The organism is Quadrisphaera sp. DVD1, from assembly GCF_058932755.1.
Genome location: NZ_JBZYWI010000006.1, coordinates 1 through 23997 on the forward strand (window position 1 = coordinate 1; position 23997 = coordinate 23997).

The following is a 23997-nucleotide window of genomic DNA, read 5'->3' on the forward strand; positions in this document are numbered from 1 at the left end:
CCGCGCTGGCCGGCACGTCCCCGGGGCTGGTCGCGGCCCTGGGCGAGCCGGGCGCACCGGACGGCGTCCCGCTGCTCGCCGGGCGCGGGCTGGTCGGCGGGCGGCCCGCCGCCTACGTGTGCCGGGGCTTCGTCTGCGAGATGCCGGTCACCACCCCGGAGGCGCTGGCGCCGGCCGTGCGGGCCCCCGCGGGCGGTTCACCCGTCCGGGCGACGGGGTGACCCACCTGGCGGATCGACCGTAGCGCCCCGTGGTGGGCGCCCTGACACTGCGTGGGTGACTCCTGCGCCCGCGCCCCGCTCGAGGGGAGGCCGAGCCCTTCCCCGCCTCGGGATGGTGGCCGTGCTGGTGGCCGGCTCGGCCGTCGCCGTCCAGGCCCTCGGCGAGGACCACTCCAGCGCCCTGGCGGCCCCCGGTCCATCGACGCAGGTGCCGCTCCTGGCCCCGGCGGACCCGCAGGCCGGGTCGTCGGCCGCCCCCGCGCCCGAGCCCACCCCGTCGGTGTGGGCCGACGAGTTCGACGGCGCAGCCGGTTCCGGCGTGGACCTGTCGCGGTGGACCCCGCAGCTGGGGGCTGGCGGCTGGGGCAACCACGAGCGGCAGGCCTACACCGACGACCGGGAGAACCTCGACCTGGACGGCGAGGGCCACCTGCGGGTCACGATGGTCCCCGAGCGAACCGTCGACGCCCGGGGCGACGCTGCGGACTTCACCTCGGCCCGCCTGATGAGCGCCCAGGCCCACCCCGTGGGGCGGATCGAGGCCAGGATGAAGGTGCCGCGGGGCCCCGGCGTGTGGTCGGCGCTCTGGACCCTCGGGGCCGACCACGACGCGGTGGGCTGGCCCCGCAGCGGGGAGACCGACATCGCGGAGTTCTACCGCGACGCGACGTCCGTGGAGGCGGTGGCGCACGCCGCCGAGGTGGACGCCGCCGGGAAGACGGTCGGTCACTGGCGCGCCACGGCCCGCCAGGACGCGGTGGGCAGCCTCGCCGACGACTGGCACGTCTACGCCGCCGACTTCACCCCCGACCGCCTCGTGTTCTCAGTCGACGGGGTGCCCTACCTGGAGGTGCGCCGCGAGGACCGCGCCGCGGACGAGGACTGGCCGTTCGACCAGCCTCAGCACGTCCTGCTGAACCTCGCCACGGCCCCGTGGGTCGACGGGGGCAGGGCGCCCACCGAGCCGGTCACGCTGCTCGTGGACTACGTCCGCGCCTACCCGCCCGCCGTCTGAGCAGCGAGGGGCGCGAGCGAGCGAGCGCCCGGCCGTGACCGCGGCATCAGGTCCTCGGCCAGCCGATCGCCGTGTACTGGTAGACCCAGAGGTCACCGGTGTGCTCGACGAGCGTCCAGTCCTCGCTGGCCGAGAGCGCCTCGCGCAGGTTCTCGTAGCCGCCCGGCGGGAACACGCCGTAGAAGGCGTCATCGGCCCGCATCGAGGCCGTGAACACCACGAAGGTCGGGGCGGGACCGCGCCCGAGCAGCAGCTCGCGCAGGCGCTGCAGGTGCTCCGGCCGGTCGTAGGCGACGTCCGCCAGGCCCGCCGAGCTCAGCGCCGCGTCGTACTGCGGGTCGGCGGCGAAGAAGTCCAGGTGACGGGCGGTGATCTTCTCGGGCCAGTCCGGGATCACGGGGATGACGTACGCCGGCGGCTCCACCTCGGTCGCCAGGGCGAGGGCAGCCGCCACGTCCTCGGGGTGCACGAGGTTGACGAACCAGGCCCCGAAGTACGCCTGACCGGTCACGCCGACCGCCACCAGCGCCCAGCCGGTGGCCAGGGCCAGCGCTCGCCGTCCGGCGCGCACCCACCTCGCCAGCTCCGGGCCGAGCAGCGCGGCGCAGCCCGGGACGCTGTAGAGCACGACGCGCAGGATCGCCTCGCCGCCGTAGCTCTGGCCCCCGAGGAGCGCGAACGGGGAGAAGGCCAGCACGCCGGGGACGACCACCGCGCGGGTGCCCAGCAGCCGGCGCCACCCGGACCTCCGCAGGCGCGCTGCCAGGACCGCGGCGGCGGTGCCCCAGACGAGGACGGCGCTCAGGCGGGCGAAGAGGGCCGCCAGCTGCCTCCCCTCGGCCTGGCTGACCGCCACGTTGCTGGCGGCGTTGGCCACGGGGTCGAACCCGCTGAAGAGGCCGTACTGGGCCACGACGTCGAGGCGCGGGACGAGGTAGGCCAGCACGACGGCCGCCATGAGCGCGGGCACCCACCACGGCAGCCGGCGCACCAGCGCCAGCACCGCCGCGCACCCCAGGACCCAGAACGGCGTGAGCTGGTGCGTCGGCACGAGGCAGGCGAAGACGGCGAGCGACGTCCACGCGGCCGTGCGCGAGCCCCTGCCCTGCACCGCCAGCAGGAGGACGCCGGCCGCCAGGACGATCCCGAGCGCCTGCGGGGCGAAGTAGTCCTGCCCGACCCAGTTGAGCGCGACCGCGAGGCCGGCTGCGGCCAGGCAGCCCTCCCACCGGCTGCCCAGGGCGCGGGCCAGGGCAGCCACCTGCAGCGCCAGCACCAGGTGCACCACGGGAGTGGTCCAGCGGGCGACGTCGAGGGCGGGGGTGCCACTGACCTCGCTGAACCACGCGGCGGCGGAGAACATCGCCGGCCAGTTCTGGTAGATGTCGCCGCCGTCGAGGACCTCGCGGAAGCGGTCGAGGGCGTCGACGACGCCCAGGTGCTTGTAGGTCCAGCCGTACAGGGGCGCGGACGAGGTCGCGGCGGCGGTGGAGCGGAGCACCAGCACCAGGGCGAGCACGGCGCCCCCGGCTGCCGCGCTGGACCGGGACCGCACGGCGAGCAGGAGCGCGAGCACGACGCCGACGACGGCCGCCGGCAGCGTCCACGGGGCCGCGACGAGCAGTCCGCGCACCGTGGGCGTCGCCGCGGCGACCCCGGGCCAGGAGGCCCACCACAGGACCAGCGACACGAGGAGGAGGCACCAGCAGGCCACCACCGGCCCCGAGGGGGCGGCGACGCGCCAGCGCGCCGCCGTGCCGGCCGGCGACCGTCCCAGCCGCCGGCCCGCCAGCGCCACGGCGACCACGGCGGTCAGGGCCGTCGCGCTGCGCGGGAACCACAGCCCCGTCCAGGCGCCCACCACGGACACCGCCAGCAGGGTGCACAGGCCGAGCAGCGGGACGAGCGCCACCCTGGTCGCCGCGGGCAGGCGCAGGTGCGCCGCGACCACGGCGCCGGGCCCGGCGAGCCAGAAGGCCGCCAGGAGGAAGCCACGAGCCAGGTGGGCGCTGCCGTCCGCATCCGCGGGCAGGGCCAGGGAGGCGAGCTGCGCGCAGCCCGTCACGACGGCGAGCACGAGGAGCCGGCGGTCGAGCGCGGACGGCGCGGGGGAGGCCCCGGCCGGCTGGACGGCGAGGGCGGCCGGGCGGCGCCCGGTGCGGTCCCCGATCTGGTCCACGAGCACGCGCCGGACCCGGCGCACGGCCTCCAGGCCCGTCGCCGGCACCTCCGGATGCATCACCACCGCGTCCTCCTGCTGTCGAGCGCCTCCTCCGTGCTTCGGCGCGAAGGGGCGGGTGACTTGAGGCCGCGACGCCGCGAGATCAGGAGCTGCTCGTGCCGCCCGAGGCCATGGCGAGCCCGACCGCCGTCGCGTGCACGCCGAAGGCGACCACGGTGAGCACGTGGAAGACCTCGTGGAAGCCGAACCAGCGAGGGCTGGGGTTGGGGCGCCTGAAGCCGTAGACGAGCGCCCCAGCGCTGTAGAGCAGGCCGCCGGCGATCACCAGCAGCGCCACGGCCGGCCCGCCGCTGCGCCAGAACGCCGGCAGGTAGGCCACGGCGATCCAGCCCATCGCCAGGTACACCGGCACGTACAGCCAGCGCGGCGCCCCGGTCCACAGCACCCGGAAGGCCACGCCGGCCAGGGCGCCGGCCCACACCACCACGAGCAGGGTCCGCGCGCGGTCCGGGGGCAGCAGGAGCACGGCGAACGGGGTGTAGGTGCCGGCGATGATGAGGAAGATGTTGGAGTGGTCGAGCCGCTTGAGCAGCAGCGCCGCTCGCGCCGACCAGGTGCCCCGGTGGTAGAGCGCGCTGGTGCCGAACAGCAGGACGGCGCTGAGGGCGAAGACTCCCGTCGCCACCCGTGGGTCCCCGGCGGGGGAGAGCAGCACCAGCACGAGCCCGGCGGCCGCGGACAGCGGGAACGCGCCCGCGTGCACCCACCCGCGCAGTGCGGGCTTGACGGCCTCGGCCAGCGCCGGAGCAGGTCGGCGAGCGCTCACGCCCGCGACGATAGCCGCGCCTCCACCGGGGGCGGGGCGCCCCGACCGAGCGCAGGCGGCCGAGTACGGTGAGTGCGTGCGCCACCGGCTCCGGTCGCTCCTCTACCGCCTCTACGGACGCCGGCTGGCGTCCTGGCTGGTGGGCGCTCGCGCGCCCCGCCACGTCGGGGTGATCCTCGACGGGAACCGCCGCTGGGCGAAGGCCTCCGGCGCCGACAGCAGCCACGGCCACCGCGCTGGCGCCGACAAGGTGCTCGAGCTGCTGGAGTGGTGCGAGGAGTTCCACGTCGAGCTCGTGACGCTGTGGATGCTCTCCACCGACAACCTCACCCGCCCCGAGGCCGAGCTGCGGCCGCTGATCGCCATCATCGAGGACACCGTCCAGCGCCTCGCGGCCGCGAGGCGCTGGCAGGTGCGTCTGGTCGGGGCGCTGGACCTGCTGCCGGCGGCCACCCGCGAGCGCCTCGTGACGGCCGCGGCGTCCACCGAGGACGTCGCGGGGCTGCACGTCAACGTCGCGGTCGGCTACGGCGGCCGGCGGGAGATCGCGGACGCCGTCCGCTCGCTGCTCCTCGAGCACTCCGCCCGGGGCACGACGATCGAGGAGCTCGCCGAGGTCCTCGACGTCGAGCACATCGCCGACCACCTCTACACCGCCGGGCAGCCCGACCCGGACCTGGTGATCCGCACCTCGGGGGAGCAGCGGCTGTCCGGCTTCCTCATGTGGCAGAGCGTGCACAGCGAGTTCTACTTCTGCGAGGCGTTCTGGCCCGACTTCCGCCGGGTGGACTTCCTGCGCGCGCTGCGGGCCTACGCCCAGCGCGAGCGCCGCTTCGGCAGCTGAGGCCGTCCGGGGGATCGTGGCGGATGTGCTCCGCGAACGGCGTCCGCGGGTCTAGCGTCGGCCCGTGAGCGACGACAGCGCCACCAGCGTCCGCACCTTCGTCCTGGACACCTCGGTGCTCCTGTCCGATCCGCGCGCGGTGCTGCGCTTCGCCGAGCACGAGGTCGTGCTGCCGGTGGTCGTGGTCACCGAGCTGGAGGGCAAGCGCCACCACGCCGAGCTGGGCTACTTCGCCCGCCAGGCGCTGCGCCTGCTCGACGACCTGCGCATCCGCCACGGCCGCCTGGACGCCGCGCTGCCGGTGGGCGAGGACGGCGGCACCCTGCGCGTCGAGCTCAACCACACCGACCCCTCCGCGCTGCCCGACGGCTTCCGCCTCGGTGACGCGGACAGCCGGATCCTCGCCGTGGCCAAGAACCTCGCCGCCGAGGGGCGCCGGGTCACCGTCGTCTCCAAGGACCTGCCGATGCGGGTCAAGGCCTCCGCCGTGGGCCTCGCCGCGGAGGAGTACGAGGTCTCGGGCAGCGTCGACACCGGCTGGACCGGCATCGTCGAGCTGGACCTGGCGGCCGAGGCGATGGCCGAGCTGTACGCCGAGGAGGTCCTCGACCTTCCCGAGGCCCGGGAGCTGCCCTGCCACACCGGGCTGGTGCTGCTCTCGCCCCGCGGCTCGGCGCTGGGCCGGGTGGGTCCGGACAAGCAGGTCCGGCTCGTGCGGGGGGACCGCGAGGCGTTCGGGGTGCACGGGCGCAGCGCCGAGCAGCGCGTGGCCCTCGACCTGCTGCTCGACCAGGCCGTGGGCATCGTCTCCCTCGGCGGGCGCGCCGGCACCGGCAAGTCCGCGCTGGCCCTGTGCGCCGGCCTGGAGGCGGTGATGGAGCGCCGCCAGCACCGCAAGGTCGTCGTCTTCCGCCCGCTGTACGCCGTCGGCGGCCAGGAGCTCGGCTACCTGCCGGGCAGCGAGGCCGACAAGATGGGGCCCTGGGCGCAGGCCGTCTTCGACACCCTCGGCGCGATCGTCAGCCCCGCCGTGGTGGAGGAGGTGCTCCACCGGGGGCTGCTGGAGGTGCTGCCGCTGACCCACATCCGGGGCCGGAGCCTGCACGACTCCTTCGTCATCGTCGACGAGGCGCAGTCGCTGGAGCGCAACGTGCTGCTGACCGTCCTCAGCCGGATCGGGCAGAACTCGCGGGTGGTGCTGACCCACGACGTCGCCCAGCGCGACAACCTCCGGGTCGGGCGCCACGACGGCGTCGCCGCCGTCATCGAGGCGCTCAAGGGGCACCCGCTGTTCGCCCACGTGACCCTCACCCGGTCCGAGCGCTCGCCGGTCGCGGCGCTCGTCACCGAGCTGCTCGAGGGCCTCGAGGGGTAGCACCGAGGCGCTCACCCGCTGTGACGGGTGTGCGCCGAACGGGGACGAACTGGACACGAGGGCCGTTCGGATGACAGGGTCCGGCCCCGACAGCACCTGGCGCACCGGGAGCTCGCGCGGGCCATGGAGCACGCGCGCGCCCTTCCCCCTCGGTCCCCGCCCCCCGCACCCGGGCCCTGCACGGCCCGCGGACCGCGCCCGGTGATGGAGTGCGCCGTGGACGGGGCGCGCCGCGTGGAAGGTTCCTCTTGCTCTCTCGCTCCTCCCTGCCCGCAGCACGCCGGTCCCTGCGCTCGCGCACGGCGCTCCTGGTGGGCACCACCGTCCTCGTCGTGGTCGGCACCGCCGCCGGCAGCGCTCCCCGCCCCTCCGACGACGACGCCGGGGTGGTGGCCCTCCAGGCCGCGCTCAGCGGCCCGGCGCAGGACCAGGCGGCGGGTGACCTCGCGGACGAGGAGTACCTGCGCCAGATGGACCAGGTCAGCCGCAGCGCCGCCCGCGACGAGGCCGAGGAGGTCCGCCGCCGCGCCGCCGAGGAGGCCCGCCGGGTCGCCGAGGAGCAGCGCCTGGCCGCCGAGGAGGCCGCCCGGGTTGCCGAGGAGCAGCGCCTGGCCGCCGAGCGCGAGGCCGTCGTCGCGGCCGCCGTGGCCGACCCGAGGTCCGTGGCGCGGGCCCTCGCGGGTGACCGCGGCTGGGGCGGGGAGCAGTTCGGCTGCCTGGACCGGCTGTGGACCAAGGAGAGCGGCTGGAAGCACACGGCCGACAACCCCACCTCCAGCGCCTACGGCATCCCGCAGGCCCTGCCCGGGTCGAAGATGTCCAGCGAGGGCCCGGACTGGGAGTCCAACCCGATCACCCAGATCCGCTGGGGCCTGGGCTACATCGCCGCCTCGTACGGCACCCCGTGCGCCGCGTGGGCGCACAGCCAGCGCGTCAACTGGTACTGACGGGCCGTGGAGGACGCGCAGGAGCGGTCCTGCGCCGCCGTGGTCCCTCCCGCGTAAGGTCGTCCAGATGACCGGCGAGTCGGCGGCCCAGGGCGAGAGCTGCGTCTGCGGGCACGGGCGCGGCCTCCACGAGCACTACCGGCGGGGCAGCGACTGCGGCTCCTGCGACTGCCCGCGCTTCCGCACCGCTGCCTCCCCCGGGCAGCGCGCGCTCTCCCTGCTCGGCCGCTGGGGGCGCGGCAGGGCCTAGCCGCTGCCCCTCGCGGCCTTCGACCGAGCAGGTGAGCGCCCTGCGCGTCGCTCGGCCGAGCGAGTGAGCGCCCCTGTTCGCCTGTGACCGCGAGTGCTCCACTGCCTGAGGCAACCGCACGCGGTCATCCGCGCACGGACGAGTCGTCAGAGCAGGGGGAGCCGTGACCGCTCACGGGATCATCGGGACGGGTTCCTACCTGCCGTCCACCACCGTGTCCAACGAGGTCGTGGCCGAGGCCGCGGGCGTCACGGCGGAGTGGATCGAGCGCAAGACGCGGATCCGCGAGCGACGCCACGCCGCGGCCGGGGAGGCGACGTCGGACCTGGCGGCGCACGCCGCGCGGCGGGCCCTGGCCGACGCCGGGATCCCCGTGGAGGCGGTCGGCGTCATCGTCGTGGCGACCTCCACCCCTGACCACCCCCAGCCGGCGACGGCGAGCATCGTCCAGGGCCTGATCGGTGCGGTGAACGCCGCGGCCTTCGACGTCAACGCCGTGTGCAGCGGCTTCGTGTACGCCCTGGAGGTGGCGCGGGGCCTGCTGCTCGCGGGCCGGCCGGGGGGCTTCGCGCTGGTGATCGGCGCCGACGTGTACTCGAGGATCATCGACCCCGCCGACCGCAGGACCGCCATCCTCTTCGGCGACGGCGCGGGCGCCGTGGTCCTCGGTGAGGTCTCCGAGGGGTTCGGCCTGGCCGGGACGGTGCTGCGCGGGGTGGGCGAGCAGCGGCGCCTGATCGAGGTCCCCGCGGGCGGCAGCCGCCTGCCGGCCTCGGTGGACACGGTCCGCGAGGGGCTGCACCACTTCACGATGGACGGGCGCGGCGTCCGCGACTTCGTCCAGACCCACGTCCCCGCCCTGGTCGCGGACGTCGTCGGCGGCGGCCGGGCGGAGCGGGAGAGCATCGACCACTTCGTCCCCCACCAGGCGAACGGCGCCATGCTCGAGGACCTCTGGCCGACGCTGGGCCTGACCCGGGCGACCATGCACCTGACGGTCCGCGAGCTCGGCAACACCGGCAGCGCGTCCGTCCCGATCACCCTCGACGTGGCCAGCCGCCAGGGCTGCCTCCGGCGTGGAGAGCGGGTCCTGCTCGCCGCCTTCGGCGGCGGCATGAACCTCGCGGCCTCGGTGTGCACCTGGTCGCGCGTGCCCGCACCGCCGGCCCCCCGCGCTGCGGCGGCCGTGGAGGCCGCTGCCGTCCCCGACCTGCTCGCTGCAGCGACCCGCTGACCCCTGCGCAGCGGGAGACCTCAACTCGGGGCCCGCGGGCGCCGATGCACCGACCGGCGGCTCCGGGGACCTCCGGGCCGCGACCTGCCTGGCCACCCGTGGAGCCCGACGTGCCGAGCACCCCCAGCACCACCAGCACCGCCACCAGCACCGGCGTCGACCACGATGTCGACACCGCTGTCGCCGTGGTGGTGTGCGCCTACACCACCCGCCGGCTGGACCAGCTGATCGCCGCGGTGAGCGAGGCGCGCGCCCAGGCCGACGGACCCCTCGACGAGGTCGTCGTCGTCATCGACCACGCGGACGCCCTCCTCGAGCAGGTCCGCGCCCTCGTGCCGGACGGCGTGCGGGTCATGGCCAGCACCGGTCCGAAGGGCCTGTCCGGCGCGCGCAACTGCGGGGTGTCGGCGACCACGGCCGGCACCGTGGTGTTCCTCGACGACGACGCGCTGCCCCGGCCCGGATGGCTGGCGGGGCTCCGCCGGCGCCTGGTCGACCCCTCGGTGGCCGTGGTCGGCGGGGCGGCGCACCCGGCGTGGGAGGGCGGGACGGCTCCGTCCTGGTTCCCGCTCGAGTACGGCTGGGTGGTCGGCTGCGACTACCGCGGGCTGCCGGGGGACGGCGAGGCGATCCGCAACCCGATCGGCGCCTGCATGGCCGTGCGCCGGAACGCCCTGGCGCTCGCAGGGGGCTTCTCCACCGAGCTCGGGCGCGTGGGGACGCTGCCGGTCGGCTGCGAGGAGACCCTGATGGGCATCCGCGTGCGCGAGGAGCTCCCGCAGTCGCTGCTGCTGCGCGACGAGCGCTTCGCCGTCGACCACCTCGTGCCCGCCGCGCGCCAGCGCGTCTCCTACCTCCTGAGCCGCTGCTTCCACGAGGGGCGGTCCAAGGCCGTGGTGGCCCGCGTCGCCGGTACCGGTGCCGGGCTGTCCAGCGAGCGCGCGTACGTGGCGCGCACGCTGACGACCGCCGTGCTGCGGTACCTGGTCCAGGCCGGGCGCGGCGACGCCTGGGCGCTGGCGCGGGCCGGCACGGCCGTCGCCGGTCTCGTCGCGACGGTGGCCGGGCTGCTCACGGCCCGCGCCGCGGCTCCGCCGCAGGCTCCGTCGCCGGCTCCCGAGGTCGACCGCACGCCCCTCGCCGCCGACGAGCGCGTGGCCGTCGTGGTGTGCACGCTGGGTCGTGACCCCCGCCTGGTGGGGACGGTCCGCGCCGTGCTGGCGCAGGACCACACGGCGCTCGAGCTGCTCGTGGTGGACAACGAGCCCTCGTCCGGGAACGTCGCGCGCCTGCTCGCGGACGTCGACGACCCGAGGCTGAGGATCGTGCCCGAACCCGTCCGCGGCCTGTCCGCCGCGCGCAACGCCGGCCTGGGCGCAGTTACGGCGCGCCTGGTCGCGTACACCGACGACGACGCCGTGCCGGACCCCACGTGGCTCACCGAGCTGCTGCGGGTCGTCCACCGCGACGCAGCGGGTGTGGTCACGTGCGTCACCGGGCGCGTCCTGGCCGCGGAGATCGCCACGGCCGAGCAGGAGTGGTTCGAGGAGTCCGGGGTCTTCGACAAGGGCGAGCGGACGACCGTCTGGGCGCTCGGCGCCGCGCCCGAGGCCGAGCACCTCGGCACGCCCGGCACCCGCTCGGCCTTCTTCCCGTACACCGCCGGGGAGATGGGCAGCGGCAACAACATGCTCTTCCGCACCGCGGCGCTGCGGGCCCTGGGCGGGTTCGACGAGGCGCTCGGGGCCGGCAGCCTCGCCAAGGGCGGGGAGGACCTCGACATCTTCCGCCGCGTGATCCTCGCCGGGGACGTGCTCGTGTACACCCCCACCGCGATGGTGCGCCACTTCCACCGGGACACCTACGCGGCGCTGCGCGACCAGATGTTCGGCTACGGCGTGGGGATGGCCGCCGTCATCACCAAGCTCGTGGTCGGTGGCGGCCGCCCGGCGCTCGCGGTCCTGGGGCTGGTGCCCCGCGGCGCGCACATGCTCCTGGCACCCGGATCGACCAAGAACGCCAAGAAGCCCGTGCAGATGCCGCGCGCGCTGGTCTACACCGAGCTGAGGGGCTACCTCGCAGGTCCGCTCCTGTACCTGCGGAGCGTGCCCGAGTCCCGCCGCCGCAGGTCCGCCGCGACGGCGCTCTGACCGCCGCTCCCCACCTCAGCGGTCGGGGGAGGCCGCCAGGGCGTCTGCTCCGGCGCGGAAGTCCTCGGCCCCGCTCGGCGGTACCTTGCGCGCGAACGCGGCCGGCGAGGCCGCCACGGCGTCGAGGTCGTCCGCGCCCAGCCACGCGGGGCTCCACGCCCCGGGCGGGAAGTGGACGTAGGAGCACTCCACGTCGAGCACGCGCAGCTCCGCGTCGTCCTCGAGGAGGGACTGCACGTAGTTCTCGTCGGCGATGCGGGTCCGCGAGAAGAAGGCGCTGAGCGCCGGGTCGCCGTGGTGGCGGGCGAGGACGCGGTCCAGCGCTCGCGCCGACAGGGCCATCCAGAAGCCGCCCTTGACCACGCGCACCGGCGGCACGCGCCGCAGCGGGCCGACCGCGCGCACCCCCACCACCCACCACGGCACCCCGCGCACCGGGAAGGCGAGGACCACCGGACGCAGGAGGGGCGTGGCGGCGCGCCAGGCCGCCGCCACCACGCGCCGGCCGAGCCGGGGGAGCACGCGGGGCGGCGTCCAGCGCGACCACAGGTAGGCGTGGTCCTCGGGGTTCGGCGCCACGTGGGGGAAGGCGGCGTCGCCCCGGCCGGCCAGGTGGCCCTCCCACGTGGCCAGGTGCCGCACGGGGTAGTCCTGGCCGGAGACGAACGCGAACCAGTCCGCGTCCGTGGTGGCGCGGGCGTGCTCCAACGCCTCCACGGCGGCCTCGACGAGGTTCCAGTCCCCCCAGACCACCGGGATCTCGCTGACCAGGAGCCGGGCGCCGACCTCCGCGGCTTCGGAGGCGGTGAGGTAGTCGGGGCCCTGGTTGTGCCGCACCAGCACCTCCGCCGTCGGCGACAGCTCGCGGATGCGCCGGGCCAGCCGGAGCACCCCGGGCGCGTCGGTGTGGCACATGACGATGTAGCAGAAGCGGGGCGCAGGGGCCGTCGCGGCGGTCTCCACGGTGTCCTCCTCGGGTCTGCACCAGCGCGGTGCCGTGAGCACGCTACGCGGTGGTGCCGGTGCCCGAGGGGTTTCGGTCGAGACCCTGGCGACCACAGGAAGCGGCCTGTTGCTCACGCACTGTCACCGCCGCGGTCCGTTCGCGTGCGTCGAGGCGGCCGGTCGGGGGCACTGCGTTGCACGGGCTGTTCCGCGGCAGGCATCTCTGGCTACCGTCCGTGACTGTTCTCGTGCTCCCGAACAACGGCGGGCGCGCGGCCTCGGCCGCACCCTCCTCGATCCAGGGCAGGTCATGATCAGGTCCTCGACACGGCTCCGCGCTCGCTCGCTCTCGGCCGTGCTCGCGGTGGCCGCTGCTGCCGCGCTGTGCCTAGTCGGCGGGGTGGTCACGGCTGCTCCGGCGATCGCCCTCGGCTCGAGCCTGGCCGGTCCCGCGGCGTGCGCCTCCAGCGGCTCGGTGAACGTGGTGGCGCACGACGACGACGACCTGTTCTTCCTCAACCCCGACGTCCAGCGCGACGTCAGCGCCGGCACCTGCGTCACCACGGTCTACGTCACGGCGTCGGACGCGGGCATCGCGGACTGGTACCCGCAGAGCCGGGCGGACGGCGTCCAGGCCGCCTACGCCGCGATGGCCGGCGTCGCGGACTCGTGGACCTCCTCGCAGGCGAGCGTCGGGGGCCACCTCGTCACGGTGCGCGTCCTGGAGGGCCGTCCGACGGTCCGCCTCGTCTTCATGGGGCTCCCTGACGGCTTCCCCGACGGCAGCGGCAGCCAGCGCTCGGGCTGGACGAGCCTCCAGCAGCTGTACCAGGGGTCCATCTCCTCGCTGCGCACCCTCGACGGGAGCGGCACGTACACGCGGGCCTCGCTGGTGCAGACCCTCGGCGCCGTCATGTCGGCGAGCGGGGCCACGCTCGTGCGCACCCTCGACTACGAGGGCAGCTTCGGCGACGGCGACCACAGCGACCACCACGCCGTCGCGCGCCTCGCGGTGCAGGCCCGTGACGCCGCGGTGCCGGCGAGCCAGCTGGTCGGCTACCGCGGCTACACCTCCGCTGCGCTGCCGAAGAACCTGAGCGGGGCGGACCTCGACGCCAAGTGGGCGGCAGTGCTGGCCTACGCGCCCCACGACTACCTGATGTGCCAGGACGTGGCGGCGTGCAACGCCAGGTCCGAGGGCAGCTGGGTCCCGCGGACGTACACCCTGGGGGCGCCGACTGCGGCGCCGACGCCGACTGCGACGCCGACTGCGGCGCCGACGGCTCCGGTGGGGTCGGTGGATGTGGCGGGTGCTGGGGTGGTGTCGGCGTCCTCGCAGAACGCTGCTGATGGTCAGACGGCGGACAAGGCGGTCGACGGGGTGGTCTCGGGGTATCCGGGGGACTACACCGCGGAGTGGGCCAGTGCGTGGGGTCGGGCGGGGACGTGGTGGCAGGAGCGGTGGGGCCAGGCGGTGTCGCTGTCGTCGGTGGTGCTCTTCGACCGGCCGAACTCCTCGGACCAGGTGCTGGCGGGGACGTTGACGTTCTCGGACGGGTCGTCGGTGGCGGTGGGGGAGCTGGCCAACGACGGGTCGCCGGTGCGGGTGTCGTTCCCGGCGCGCTCGACCACGAGCGTGCGGTTGACGGTCACCGCGGTCAGCGCCTCGACCACCAACGTGGGCCTGTCCGAGATCCAGGCCTGGACCAGCTCGCCGACCGCGACGCCGACGCCGACTGCGACGCCGACTGCGACGCCGACTGCGGCGCCGACGCCGACTGCGACGCCGACTGCGGCGCCGACGCCGACTGCGACGCCGACTGCGGCGCCGACTGCGGCGCCGACGGCTCCGGTGGGGTCGGTGGATGTGGCGGGTGCTGGGGTGGTGTCGGCGTCCTCGCAGAACGCTGCTGATGGTCAGACGGCGGACAAGGCGGTCGACGGGGTGGTCTCGGGGTATCCGGGGGACTACACCGCGGAGTGGGCCAGTGCGTGGGGTCGGGCGGGGACGTGGTGGCAGGAGCGGTGGGGCCAGGCGGTGTCGCTGTCGTCGGTGGTGCTCTTCGACCGGCCGAACTCCTCGGACCAGGTGCTGGCGGGGACGTTGACGTTCTCGGACGGGTCGTCGGTGGCGGTGGGGGAGCTGGCCAACGACGGGTCGCCGGTGCGGGTGTCGTTCCCGGCGCGCTCGACCACGAGCGTGCGGTTGACGGTCACCGCGGTCAGCGCCTCGACCACCAACGTGGGCCTGTCCGAGATCCAGATCTGGACGAGCGGCTCGTGAGGGGCGCTCCTGCTGGCCCAGTCGTGTGACGAGGCTGGTGCGCAGGCGTCCCCCTGGCGTCCACTGGAGGAGAGCTGAAGTCCTCGAGCCGGCGCGCGGCGCGCCGCGGACGCTCCGACCGCTGCAGGAGCGACCATGCCCGGATGCCACCACGTCCCAGCGCCGGAGCCGGCGCGCCGCCAGCGCCCGAGGCAGGAGTGAGCGTGCTCCCGCGGGTGAGCGTCGTCATCCCGGTCTACCGGGTCCGCGAGCACGTCGTCGCCTGCGTGCGCTCGGTGGCCGACCAGACGCTGCGGCCCGCGCAGGTGCTCCTCGTCGACGACTGCGGCGGTGACGACTCCGTCGACCTCGCCCAGAGCGAGCTGCAGCGGCTCGGCGTCCCCCACGTCGTCCTGAGGCACGAGGGCAACCGGGGCCTGGGCGCCGCCCGCAACACCGGGCTCGCCGCGGCGGACGGCGACCTGGTGTGGTTCCTCGACAGCGACGACAGCGCGGAGCCGACGTTTCTGGCCCGCATGGTCTCCCTCCTCGAGGACGGCGGAGCGGACGTCGCCGTCTGCCGCACGCTCAGGGTCGACCTGGCGGGCGCCCCGCTCGACGTCGAGGAGGGGCCCTACGGGCTCACCCACTGCTCGGGCCGGGAGCTGGCGGAGCTCCTGCTCGCCGGGCGCGTGCGCGGCTACGCCTGGAACAAGGTGTTCCGCCGCGAGCGGCTGCCGGCCGACCCCTTCCCGGTCGGCGTGGCCTACGAGGACTTCCCGGCGGTCCTGCAGGTGGCGCTGGCGGTGGAGCGCGTGGCCCTCACGGACGAGCCCCTCTACCGCTACACCCGCAACCCCGTGTCCATCTCCACGCGCTTCGGCGCGCAGACGCTGGACCTCCTCACCGTGGCGGACGGCGTCCGCTCGGAGCTGCGGGCCGCGGGTCTGGAGCGGTCCTGGCGGGGGCTCCGCGTGGAGCACCTCTACCGCGACGCCGTGCTGCCCCTGGCGAACATGGCGCTGCAGGCGTCCAGCGACGGCGGGCTGGACCCGGCGGGCGAGGAGCTCGCCTCCCGGGCGGTCCGGGACGCTCGGGCGCGCGTGGTCCTGGCCGACGTGGTGGCCCTGGTGCGGGCCGGGCGCCTGCACCTGGCCGGGGCGGCGGCCGTGCTCGCGGTGAGTCCCCGCGCGTACGCGGCGGTGCTGCGCTGGCAGTGGAGGAGGGTGGCGTGACGACCGTGCAGGAGCCGGAGGCGACGTCCGCGAGCGTCACCTCCGCGGCGCAGCCACCGCGGGTGGTCATCGTGGTCGACCTCCTGGACGTCGTGGGCGGCGTGCAGCGGGTGGTGCGCGTGCTGGCCGACCACCTCGTGGACGCCGGCCACCCGGTGGAGCTCGTGGGCCTGGAGCCGTCCACGGCGTCCTGGCGCCCCCCCACCAGGCACGCGCCGCCCGAGGTGGTGCTGCACCCCCGTCCCAGCCGGCTGCTGTACACCCCCCTCGACCGGTGGGAGCGGCTGAAGCTCCGGGTGCGGGGGGAGTCGCGGCAGCTGCGGGAGTTCGACGCTGCGGTGCAGGACCTGCGGCGCTACCTCCTCCAGCGCCCCGGCGCCGTCGTCGTGCTCACGCAGCCGCGGGCCGCGGAGTACGCCTTGGCCGCTGCCCAGCAGGGGGACCTGGGGGTGCACCTCGTCGCCCAGTACCACTGCTCGTTCGAGGCTGCGGCGTCCACCCACGACCTGGCCCGGCTGCGCCGCATCGCTGCGGGGACGGCGGCGCTCCAGGTGCTCAACGAGGAGGACGCGGCCGCGTTCCGGCGCGCGGGCCTCCCGGGGACCAGCGTGATGCGCAACCCCGTGGAGCTGGGGGCGACGACCGGGGCGAGCGCCCCGGAGCGGGAGCAGGTCGTCATCGCCGCCGGGCGCTACCACCCCGAGAAGGCCTACGACGTCCTGCTGAGGGCCTGGGCCCGCGTCAGCCCCCAGCGCCCGGACTGGCGGCTGGAGATCTGGGGCCAGGGGCCCAGCGAGGCGGCTCTGAGGGACCTCGCCGCTGACCTCGGCGTCTCGGGCACCGCGAGGCTCATGGGCCCCACGCCGGACCTGGGCGCGCACCTGGCCCGCGCCTCCGTCGCGGCCCTGTCCTCGCCCAGCGAGGGGATGGGTCTGGTGCTGGCGGAGGCGATGGTCGTCGGGCTCCCGTGCGTCGCCACCGACTGCGGAGCGGGCGTGCGCGACCTCGTCGACGACGGGCGCACCGGCTACCTCAGCCCCGTGGGCGACGACGAGGCGCTGGGCGCCTCCCTGGCGCGGCTCATGGACGACCCCGAGCTCCGGGTGGCGATGGGTGCAGCCGGCCGCGAGCACGTCCAGAGGTACAGCCCCGAGGGCGTGCTGCGCGAGTGGTCCTCGGTGATCCGGGCGCTGACGCAGGGCCGCTGACCCCTCCCGGCTGCCGGCCGGGTCAGCCCGGCCGGGTCAGCCCTTCGAGGACCGGACCTCGCGCAGCAGGCGAGCGGTCGGCACGGCCAGGGCGACGGCGAACAGGACCTCGGTGCCCAGGTAGGCGACAGCCACCCCGGGCAGGCCCAGGCGCCCTGACAGGACCTCGACGGCGGCGATCAGCAGGACGGTGTGGACGCACTGGCCCACCACGGCCAGGGTCAGCCGGCGCGTGATGCGGGCCAGGGCGGAGTACAGGACGGCGATGGTGGACACGGGCAGGCCGAACCCCATGATGAACACCAGCGTGGCGCTCTCCGTGCCGTAGTCCTTCCCCAGCAGGCCCATGAGCCAGGGCGCTGCCAGGACCAGGAAGAGCCCTCCGGACGTCGACGCGCCGGTCAGGAGCACGGCGAACCGCCGGGTGAGGTGCCACACCCGTGCCGACTGCGCGGAGGCCGCGGCGATGAACGGGCCCCCCAGGGTGGACATCAGGAGGGCGAAGGCGCTGACCAGGGTCCACGCCATCGTGAAGTAGGCGTTCTCCTCCGTGCCGAAGCGGTTGACGATGATCAGGGGCACGACCAGCGGCGTCAGCGTCGCCACCACCGTGATGCCGTACGTGGCGCCGAAGTACCGCCACAGCTCGGCCCGCGGCGGCAGCGCCGCGGGGGCGGAGAAGGCCGGGCCGCGCAGCGCCCGCCGGACGACGCCCGCCGCGATGAGGCTGGAGATCACGATGGCCGGCGCGACCCAGGCGATGGCGATGGAGAAGCCGCTGGCTGCGACGGCGAGCGCCACCAGCAGGGCGAGCTTGGCCACGGAGTGCGCGATGTTCTTGACCGCCGCCCACCGGGCCGCGAGCAGCCCGGTCAGGACGTTGTCCTGGAGCGAGAACGTCGACATCACGGCCACCATGGCCGGGAAGGCGACCAGCTGTGCGGGGGAGGTGAACAGCCGCTCGGTCGGCGCGAGGAGGGTGTAGCCGATCCCCAGCACCACGGCCAGGCACGCGCTGATGGCCATCCCCTGGCCGAGGAGGCGGCCCGCCCGGCGCCCGGCGAGCGGGAGGAAGCGCTCGTACATGCCGCCCAGGCTGACGTTGGCCACCGTGCCCAGCAGCGTGGCCGCCGTCACCACGGCCGAGCCCTGCCCCACCTGGGCGGGGGTGTAGACGTTCGCCGCCACGGCCCAGAACGCGATGCCGACGATCCCCGTCACGCCGGTGGAGGCCGCGAGGGCGATCGAGTCCAGCTCGAAGGTGCGGGAGGCCCGCGGGGCGGGCGGCGCGTCCTCCGCTCCGCGCGCAGGGACGTCGATCTCGGTGGTCACCGGTGCGGTCACGTGCTGGGCTCCCTCGATCGGCGCACCCGGGCGGGCGCGGGGTGGGCGACCGGCGGGTGCAGGGGCCCTGGGCAGGCCAGGGCTGCCCGGACGCTACCTGCGATGACGGCGCGCTGACCCCGAGCCGCGCCGCCGTCCCTCGGGAGGCGCAGTGCGGCCCCCCGATCGGCCTATCCGGTGCTCGGCCCGCGGCGCCGAGGGACTCTCCATGGACGCACGAGGGCTGAGAGCGCTGGACCGGCCGTGGGCGGGCATGTGGTCGATCATCACGGCGGGGCCGATGGACCTGCCGCCGCTGGCCGACCTGCAGGCCGCCGCGGGAGCGCTGGCGGAGCACGTGCCCGACGCCCACATCGGGCAGCTGCTGGACCGCAGGCGCGCCCGGTGGGTGGACGCCGGCCTGACGGCGCCCGAGGCGGGACGGGCGGCGGTCGTCCGGCACACCGGGCCCAGCTGCGACGAGGTGGAGCTCACCGAGTTCATCCACGCGGCGCTGCCCCGGCCCGAGGAGCGCGTGGGGGTCCAGTGGGTCGTGGCCGGCAGGTACCTGAGCCTGTTCATGCCCCACGCGGTGGGTGACGCCGGGATGCTCCTGCCCCTCCTGAGCGGTCTCGTGGAGACCGCCCGGACCGGCGAGGTGCCCGCGCGGATGCGCGTGCCCAGCACTCCGCAGCCCCTGCTCCGCACCCTCGTCCACCACTACGGGCGCCACCCGGCGCGCGCGGCGCGCCGCGCCGCGGCCGGCGCCCGCCTGGTGGCGGCCAGGCTGAGGGCTGCGCCCGCCACCGCCCCCGCCCACCAGCCGGACGCCGCGGAGGCGCGCACGGCTCCCTGGGCGCCCGCCCTGGCGGTGGAGGCCGGCCGGATGTCGGAGGACACCCGCCGCCACCTCCGGGAGTGGATGCGCGAGCAGCCCCAGCAGGTCGGCGGGGCGGCCGTCCAGGTCCAGCTCGCCCACGCCGCCCTCGGCGCCGTCGGTCTGGCGCCGCGCGGCACGCCCACCCTGCTCGTCGACGCCCGTCGCTACGCGCCCGCGGGCACGACGGTCCACGGCAACTTCGCCAGCACCCTCCAGCTGCAGACCGACGAGGTCTGGTCCGCGGTGTCGGCCCAGGCGGCGCTGCGCGTCGCCCTCGAGGAGGACCAGCCCCTGACCTCCCTGGTGATCGGGGTGCTGAGGCACCGCGCCCGCGCCGCCGCGGCCCGGTGGTCCGGTCCGCGCAGGGGCGCGCCGTCCGCCGCGCCCCTGAGCCTGCCGCTGGAACCCCGCCCGCAGGTCGCCGTCTCCGGGGTGTCGAGCACGAGCTGCGCCGAGATGTACGGCGACACCCCGGCGTACGAGCGCCGCCTGCTCGGGCTGCTCTCGCCCGGGCCGGGCGAGGGGGTCACCGTGTCCTACTTCAACGACGGGCGGACGTGGCACGTCTCCATCTCCTACGACCAGGACGTCTTCCCCCGCGACGCGGTGCGGGAGGCGCTGCGGCGTCTCGTGGACGACCCGGTCGGCCTGCTCCAGTCCCCGGCCCTCGCCGGGTCCGACAGCGGGACCCGGTGAGGACCCCGCTCGTCGCCGTGGCGGTGCTCGTCGTGGCCGCGGTCGTGGGCGGGTGCGCCGGGCCCGAGGCCGTCGAGGTGCGCCGGGCCGTCGAGGAGTCGGTGCTGGAGGGCCAGCCCGTCGTGGGCGTCAGCCGCGAGGGCGGGGTCCCCAAGGCGCTGGTGGTCTACTTCCACGGGCACGACACCCCCGTGGACAGCATCGTCGAGCGCCCTGAGCTCGGCGCGCTCGTGCAGGCCCTCGTCGAGCACGACTACGCCGTGGTGGCCACCGAGGCGCACGGCAACAACTTCGGCAGCCCGACCGCCCAGCAGGACTACCTCGACCTCGTCGCGGCGGCGTCGGAGCGCTACGGCACCTCCCGGGTCCTGTTCCTCGCCGAGTCGATGGGTGGCCTCGCCGCGCTGCCGCTGTCGGTGCCAGGGCGGGTCGACGGGTTGCTCGGCGTCGCCGGGATCGCCCCGGCCCTCAGCCTCGCGGCGCCCTCGGGGGCGGCGTACGCCGACGCCGCCGAGGAGGCGTGGGGCCGTCCACTGCTCGCCGGCGACGACCCGCTCACCCTGCCGCCCGCTGAGCTGCAGGGCCAGCACTTCCGGTTCTACGTCAGCGACGAGGACGACGTCGTGCCCACCGCCCAGCACGTCCAGCCGTTCCTGGACCGCGTCGGGACAGCGGTCGACGCGACCGTCGTGACGTGCGAGGGCCCGCACCTCGACGGCTCCTGCTACCAGTCGAGCGACCTCGTAGCGTGGTTCGACGGCCTCGTCGGTGCAGCGAGCCCCCCGAATCCGTGACTCAGCGTAACTGATTCTCGCCGATGTGTCGCTCGGCCCCCCCCAGCTGGAGGCCGAACTGGTCACATCGAGTGACAGGCCGTTGTCGTCCAGCCGTGACCGTCCGTAGTTTCGACCTGCGGCCACGATCGGCCGCTGGGGAACGCGAAGATCCCGCCTCGCGACATGGTCGCCGCATGCGAGGTGGGGGAGCGAGTGGCGAAACCGACCCGGTCCAGTGCGAGCACGGGGGTCGTCATGAGCCAGAACACCACCACGGCGTCGGTCAGCGTCATCATCCCCACCAAGAACGAGGCCAAGAACGTCGGCTGGGTCCTGGAGCGGCTGCCCGACATGGTCTCCGAGGTCATCCTGGTCGACGGCCACTCCTCCGACGGCACGGTGGAGGCGGCGCGCGCGGTGCGCCCCGACGTCGTCGTCGTGCAGCAGACCCGCCGCGGCAAGGGCAACGCCCTCGCGGCCGGCTTCGAGGCCGCCACGGGCGACTACATCGTCATGATCGACGCCGACGGGTCGATGGACCCGGCCGAGATCACGGACTTCGTGGCCGCCCTGGACGCCGGTGCGGACTACGCCAAGGGGTCGCGCTTCTGCACCGGCGGCGGGAGCGACGACATCACCGCCCTGCGCCGCGCCGGGAACTGGGGCCTGAACACGCTGACCAACGCGCTGTTCGGCAGCCGCTTCAGCGACCTCTGCTACGGCTACAACGCGTTCACGCGCGAGTGCGTCGAGGCCTTCGCCCTGCCGACCGCCCACGGCACGACCGACGCCCAGTGGGGCGACGGGTTCGAGATCGAGACGATGATCAACGTGCGCGTCGCGGTCGCCGGCAAGGCCATCAGCGAGGTGGCCAGCTTCGAGTACGAGCGCCGCTCGGGTCAGAGCAACCTCAACACCTTCCGGGACGGCTTCCGGGTCCTCGGGACCATCCTCGACGAGCGGCGCTCCCGCCGGCGCGCCGCTGCCCCGGCCGCCGCGGTCGTCCTCCCGGCGCCCCGCACCGCGGTGGACGAGCGCGCGTACCAGCACGCCTGATCGGAGCGCGACCGGCGACCGGCGCGACCGGTGCCCCCGACTCCTCCAGGACGGAGCCCCACCCCGTGACCACCCGACGGAGCTCCAGCGACCGGTCCCGGCGGCACCGCCACCGGCAAGGCGGCGGCCGGGACCGGTCGGCCGCGCTCGTGGGGCGCGCCGTCGCCGGAGGCGTGGTGCTCGCGGCCGCCGGGGCCTCGGCCGTCAGCGGGGTCCCCGTCGGGCCGGTGGCCGCTCCGACGTCGCAGTCAGCGCTCGAGGCCGGGGACGGCGCGCCGCCGCTCGGGCCGCCGTCCGGGGCCGGGTCGCCGTCCGGAGCCGGAGCGGTGGCGGCGAGCCCGTCGGCGCTGCCCGGCGCGCCGGTCGCCGCACCGGTCGCGGCACCGACGCCGTCGGCCCCCACCGCGACCGACGAGGGCGTCCCCGTGCCGGTGCCCGCTGACGAGCCACCCGGCGGGCCCTTCCCCCCGGTGGTCGCCGGAGGCGCCCCGGTGGGCGACCTGCCGGGGTGGCGCCAGACGTTCGTGGACGACTTCCTGGTCGATGCCCCGCTCAGCCGGTTCCCCGGCACCGCCTACGCCGACCGCTGGACCGGGTACGAGGGCCTGACCGACACCTCGGGCGCCGGTCTGTACAGCGAGTCGAGGGTCGCGTCGGTGAGCGACGGCGTGCTGGACCTGCACCTGCGCACCGAGGACGGCCAGGCGCTGGTGGCCGCTCCGGTGCCCCTGGTCACCGGTTCGTGGGGCGGCCAGCTCTACGGCAGGTTCACCGTCCGCTTCCGCGCCGACCCGGTGCCCGGGTACAAGGTCGCCTGGCTGCTGTGGCCCGACAGCGACGACTGGGCGGACGGGGAGGTCGACTTCCCCGAGGGCGATCTGGACGGGACGATCACCGCGGTGAACAAGCGGGTCGGGCGGCCCGAGGAGGACTGGTTCAAGACCGACACCGGGCTCCGCTTCGGCGGGTGGCACACCGCGACCGTCGAGTGGACCCCCGAGGGCGTGGTCTACCTGTACGACGGCGCAGTGGTCGGCGCCTCCGACCGCTCCCCGGCCACGCCGATGCACTGGGTCCTGCAGACGGAGACCGCCTACGGCGCGCCCGACCCGTCGGTGGCCGGGCACGTGCAGGTCGACTGGGTGGCCGTCTACGCCCTCGACCGCTGAGGCGGTCGGGTCATCGCCAGGACGTCGAGGGCGGCGTCCAGCTGCTCCTCGGTGACCTCGCCCCGCTCGACGAAGCCGAGAGCGACCACGGCCTCGCGCACCGTCGTCCCGGTGGCCACCGCGTGCTTGGCCACCTTGGCCGCCGCCTCGTAGCCGATGACGCGGTTCAGCGGCGTGACGATCGAGGGCGAGGCCTCCGCGTAGTGCCGCGCCTGCTCGACGTCGGCCTCGAGCCCGTCGATCACCTTGTCGGCGAGCACTCGGCAGCCGTTGGCCAGCAGCCGCACCGACTCGAGCAGGTTCTTGGCGATCACGGGGATCTGCACGTTGAGCTCGAAGGCGCCCGAGGCGCCGGCCCAGGCCACCGTGGCGTCGTTGCCGACGACCTGCGCGGCGACCATGAGCACCGCCTCGTTGACCACCGGGTTCACCTTGCCCGGCATGATCGACGAGCCCGGCTGCAGGTCGGGGATGCGCAGCTCGCCGAGCCCGGTGTTGGGGCCCGAGCCCATCCAGCGGAGGTCGTTGTTGATCTTCGTGAGGCTCACGGCGATCGTGCGCAGCATCCCCGACAGCTCCACGAGGCCGTCGCGGGCGGACTGCGCCTCGAAGTGGTCGCGCGCCTCGGTCAGCGGCAGCCCGGTGTCCTGCGCGAGCAGCTCGATCACCCGCTGCGGGAACCCGGCCGGGGTGTTGATCCCGGTGCCCACCGCGGTGCCGCCCAGCGGCACCTCGGCGACCCGCGGCAGCGACGCGTGCAGGCGCTCGACGCCGTAGCGCACCGCCGCGGCGTAGCCGCCGAACTCCTGGCCGAGGGTGACCGGGGTGGCGTCCATGAGGTGGGTGCGCCCGCTCTTGACCACGGTCGCGAACTCGGCGGCCTTGCGCTCCAGGGACTCCGCCAGGTGCTCCAGCGACGGGACCAGGTCCTTGACGACCGCGCTCGTGGCGGCCACGTGCACCGAGGTCGGGAAGACGTCGTTGGAGGACTGCGAGGCGTTGACGTGGTCGTTGGGGTGCACGTCGCGGCCCAGGGCGCGGGTGGCCAGGGTGGCGATCACCTCGTTCGCGTTCATGTTCGACGACGTGCCCGACCCGGTCTGGAACACGTCCACCGGGAAGTGCGCGTCGTGGTCGCCGCGCGCCACCTCCTCCGCCGCCGCGGCCACCGCCTCGGCCACGTCGGCGTCCAGGACGCCGAGCTCGGCGTTCGCGCGCGCCGCCGCCTTCTTCACCCGGGCCAGGGCCTCGATGTGGCTGCGCTCCAGCGGGGTCCCGCTGATCGGGAAGTTCTCCACCGCACGCTGCGTCTGGGCCCGGTACAGGGCCGCTGCGGGCACCCGCACCTCGCCCATCGTGTCGTGCTCGATCCGGTAACCGTCGTCGTTGACATCCACCATGA

General features: G+C 75.3%; 20 protein-coding genes. 15 read left to right on the forward strand and 5 right to left on the reverse strand.

Features of this window, described 5'->3' with window-relative positions:
* Nucleotides 1–221, forward strand: a 221-nt coding sequence (locus AC5FZL_RS01360) for a hypothetical protein (protein ID WP_493616769.1), incomplete at its 5' end; no start/stop codon positions are given.
* A gap of 115 nt (nucleotides 222–336) precedes the next feature.
* Complete coding sequence (locus AC5FZL_RS01365) at nucleotides 337–1236, forward strand: glycoside hydrolase family 16 protein (RefSeq protein ID WP_493616770.1); 900 nt, start codon at nucleotides 337–339, stop codon at nucleotides 1234–1236.
* A 46-nt stretch (nucleotides 1237–1282) separates the two neighbouring features.
* Here the strand turns inward: AC5FZL_RS01365 and AC5FZL_RS01370 are convergent, their stop codons facing one another.
* Both AC5FZL_RS01370 and trhA read right to left on the reverse strand, forming a co-directional pair.
* Nucleotides 1283–3481, reverse strand: coding sequence for a hypothetical protein (locus tag AC5FZL_RS01370; protein ID WP_493616771.1), 2199 nt, complete (start codon nucleotides 3479–3481; stop codon nucleotides 1283–1285).
* Nucleotides 3482–3560: 79 nt separating this feature from the next.
* Nucleotides 3561–4244 (reverse strand): PAQR family membrane homeostasis protein TrhA, encoded by a 684-nt coding sequence (gene trhA / locus AC5FZL_RS01375; RefSeq protein WP_493616772.1) that lies wholly within the window; start codon nucleotides 4242–4244, stop codon nucleotides 3561–3563.
* Between the two features lie 76 nt (nucleotides 4245–4320).
* Between trhA and AC5FZL_RS01380 the strand changes: the two genes are divergently transcribed.
* The 6 genes from AC5FZL_RS01380 (at nucleotide 4321) to AC5FZL_RS01405 (ending at nucleotide 11044) form a co-directional block, all read left to right on the forward strand.
* The gene (locus AC5FZL_RS01380) at nucleotides 4321–5088 is read left to right on the forward strand and encodes an isoprenyl transferase (RefSeq protein ID WP_493616773.1); all 768 of its coding nucleotides are present in this window, start codon (nucleotides 4321–4323) and stop codon (nucleotides 5086–5088) included.
* A gap of 64 nt (nucleotides 5089–5152) precedes the next feature.
* A complete protein-coding gene (gene phoH2 / locus AC5FZL_RS01385) occupies nucleotides 5153–6463 on the forward strand; it encodes an RNA 5'-3' helicase PhoH2 (protein WP_493616774.1) in 1311 nt (436 codons plus the stop codon).
* 248 nt (nucleotides 6464–6711) lie between these two features.
* The gene (locus AC5FZL_RS01390; protein ID WP_493616775.1) at nucleotides 6712–7410 is read left to right on the forward strand and encodes an aggregation-promoting factor C-terminal-like domain-containing protein; all 699 of its coding nucleotides are present in this window, start codon (nucleotides 6712–6714) and stop codon (nucleotides 7408–7410) included.
* A 67-nt stretch (nucleotides 7411–7477) separates the two neighbouring features.
* Nucleotides 7478–7660, forward strand: a complete 183-nt coding sequence (locus AC5FZL_RS01395; RefSeq protein ID WP_493616776.1) for a hypothetical protein — start codon at nucleotides 7478–7480, stop codon at nucleotides 7658–7660.
* Nucleotides 7661–7823: 163 nt separating this feature from the next.
* Nucleotides 7824–8894, forward strand: coding sequence for a 3-oxoacyl-ACP synthase III family protein (locus AC5FZL_RS01400; protein WP_493616777.1), 1071 nt, complete (start codon nucleotides 7824–7826; stop codon nucleotides 8892–8894).
* Between the two features lie 110 nt (nucleotides 8895–9004).
* Complete coding sequence (locus tag AC5FZL_RS01405; protein WP_493616778.1) at nucleotides 9005–11044, forward strand: glycosyltransferase; 2040 nt, start codon at nucleotides 9005–9007, stop codon at nucleotides 11042–11044.
* 15 nt (nucleotides 11045–11059) lie between these two features.
* Here the strand turns inward: AC5FZL_RS01405 and AC5FZL_RS01410 are convergent, their stop codons facing one another.
* On the reverse strand, nucleotides 11060–12007 hold the full coding sequence (locus tag AC5FZL_RS01410; protein ID WP_493616779.1) for a beta-1,6-N-acetylglucosaminyltransferase: 948 nt from the start codon (nucleotides 12005–12007) through the stop codon (nucleotides 11060–11062).
* 337 nt (nucleotides 12008–12344) lie between these two features.
* On the opposite strand from AC5FZL_RS01410, the gene AC5FZL_RS01415 reads away from it, so the two are divergent.
* The 3 genes from AC5FZL_RS01415 to AC5FZL_RS01425 all read left to right on the forward strand — a co-directional run bounded on the left by AC5FZL_RS01415 (nucleotide 12345) and on the right by AC5FZL_RS01425 (nucleotide 16695).
* A complete protein-coding gene (locus AC5FZL_RS01415) occupies nucleotides 12345–14273 on the forward strand; it encodes a DUF7402 domain-containing protein (protein ID WP_493616780.1) in 1929 nt (642 codons plus the stop codon).
* 203 nt (nucleotides 14274–14476) lie between these two features.
* A complete protein-coding gene (locus AC5FZL_RS01420) occupies nucleotides 14477–15487 on the forward strand; it encodes a glycosyltransferase family 2 protein (RefSeq protein WP_493616781.1) in 1011 nt (336 codons plus the stop codon).
* Nucleotides 15484–16695 carry a glycosyltransferase gene (locus tag AC5FZL_RS01425; protein WP_493616782.1) on the forward strand — a complete coding sequence of 404 codons (1212 nt, stop codon included), beginning with the start codon at nucleotides 15484–15486 and terminating at the stop codon, nucleotides 16693–16695. The genes AC5FZL_RS01420 and AC5FZL_RS01425 overlap by 4 nt, the downstream gene beginning before the upstream one ends.
* A 36-nt stretch (nucleotides 16696–16731) precedes the next feature.
* Here the strand turns inward: AC5FZL_RS01425 and AC5FZL_RS01430 are convergent, their stop codons facing one another.
* Complete coding sequence (locus AC5FZL_RS01430) at nucleotides 16732–18039, reverse strand: lipopolysaccharide biosynthesis protein (protein WP_493616783.1); 1308 nt, start codon at nucleotides 18037–18039, stop codon at nucleotides 16732–16734.
* Between the two features lie 208 nt (nucleotides 18040–18247).
* Here AC5FZL_RS01430 and AC5FZL_RS01435 point away from each other — a divergent pair, with 208 nt between their 5' ends.
* The 4 genes from AC5FZL_RS01435 (at nucleotide 18248) to AC5FZL_RS01450 (ending at nucleotide 22595) form a co-directional block, all read left to right on the forward strand.
* Complete coding sequence (locus tag AC5FZL_RS01435; protein ID WP_493616784.1) at nucleotides 18248–19594, forward strand: hypothetical protein; 1347 nt, start codon at nucleotides 18248–18250, stop codon at nucleotides 19592–19594.
* The gene (locus AC5FZL_RS01440) at nucleotides 19591–20388 is read left to right on the forward strand and encodes an alpha/beta fold hydrolase (RefSeq protein WP_493616785.1); all 798 of its coding nucleotides are present in this window, start codon (nucleotides 19591–19593) and stop codon (nucleotides 20386–20388) included. Before AC5FZL_RS01435 ends, AC5FZL_RS01440 begins: the two co-directional genes overlap by 4 nt.
* Before the next feature lie 237 nt (nucleotides 20389–20625).
* Nucleotides 20626–21426, forward strand: coding sequence for a glycosyltransferase family 2 protein (locus AC5FZL_RS01445; protein WP_493616786.1), 801 nt, complete (start codon nucleotides 20626–20628; stop codon nucleotides 21424–21426).
* A 149-nt stretch (nucleotides 21427–21575) separates the two neighbouring features.
* Nucleotides 21576–22595: a glycoside hydrolase family 16 protein gene (locus AC5FZL_RS01450; protein WP_493616787.1), complete on the forward strand. Its 1020-nt coding sequence runs from the start codon at nucleotides 21576–21578 to the stop codon at nucleotides 22593–22595.
* Here AC5FZL_RS01450 and AC5FZL_RS01455 read toward each other — a convergent pair.
* A complete protein-coding gene (locus tag AC5FZL_RS01455) occupies nucleotides 22577–23995 on the reverse strand; it encodes a class II fumarate hydratase (RefSeq protein ID WP_493616788.1) in 1419 nt (472 codons plus the stop codon). The genes AC5FZL_RS01450 and AC5FZL_RS01455 overlap by 19 nt on opposite strands.
* Nucleotides 23996–23997 lie beyond the last annotated feature (2 nt).